The sequence below is a fragment of the Mycobacterium sp. C31M genome, from assembly GCF_053345865.1.
Map to the genome: position 1 here is coordinate 1 of NZ_JBKFAX010000044.1, position 362 is coordinate 362.

The following is a 362-nucleotide window of genomic DNA, read 5'->3' on the forward strand; positions in this document are numbered from 1 at the left end:
GCGAGGTCAACAACTGCGGGCGCTCGTCGATGAACGACGTCGTCACCCGCCCGGCCCGGAAATCCGGATCGTCGATGACCGCCAACAGGAACGGGATGTTGGTCGTGACACCGCGGACCCGGAACTCGGCCAGCGCGCGCCGCGCACGGGCGGCGGCCATGGTGAAATCCCTTCCCCGACAGGTCAACTTGACGAGCATGGAGTCGAAGTGCGCACTGATCTCAGCACCGGTGTGGGTGCCACCGTCCAGCCGGATGCCCGCGCCGCCCGGTGACCGGTAGGCGGTGATGCGGCCGGTGTCGGGCCGGAAACCGTTGGCCGGGTCCTCGGTGGTGATCCGGCACTGCATGGCAGCGCCCCGG

The 362-nt window shown here is 69.3% G+C and carries 1 pseudogene; it reads right to left on the reverse strand.

What is annotated here, in order from left to right:
- A pseudogene (locus ACLBYA_RS31590) lies at positions 1-362 on the reverse strand (pyruvate carboxylase); the annotation flags it as partial.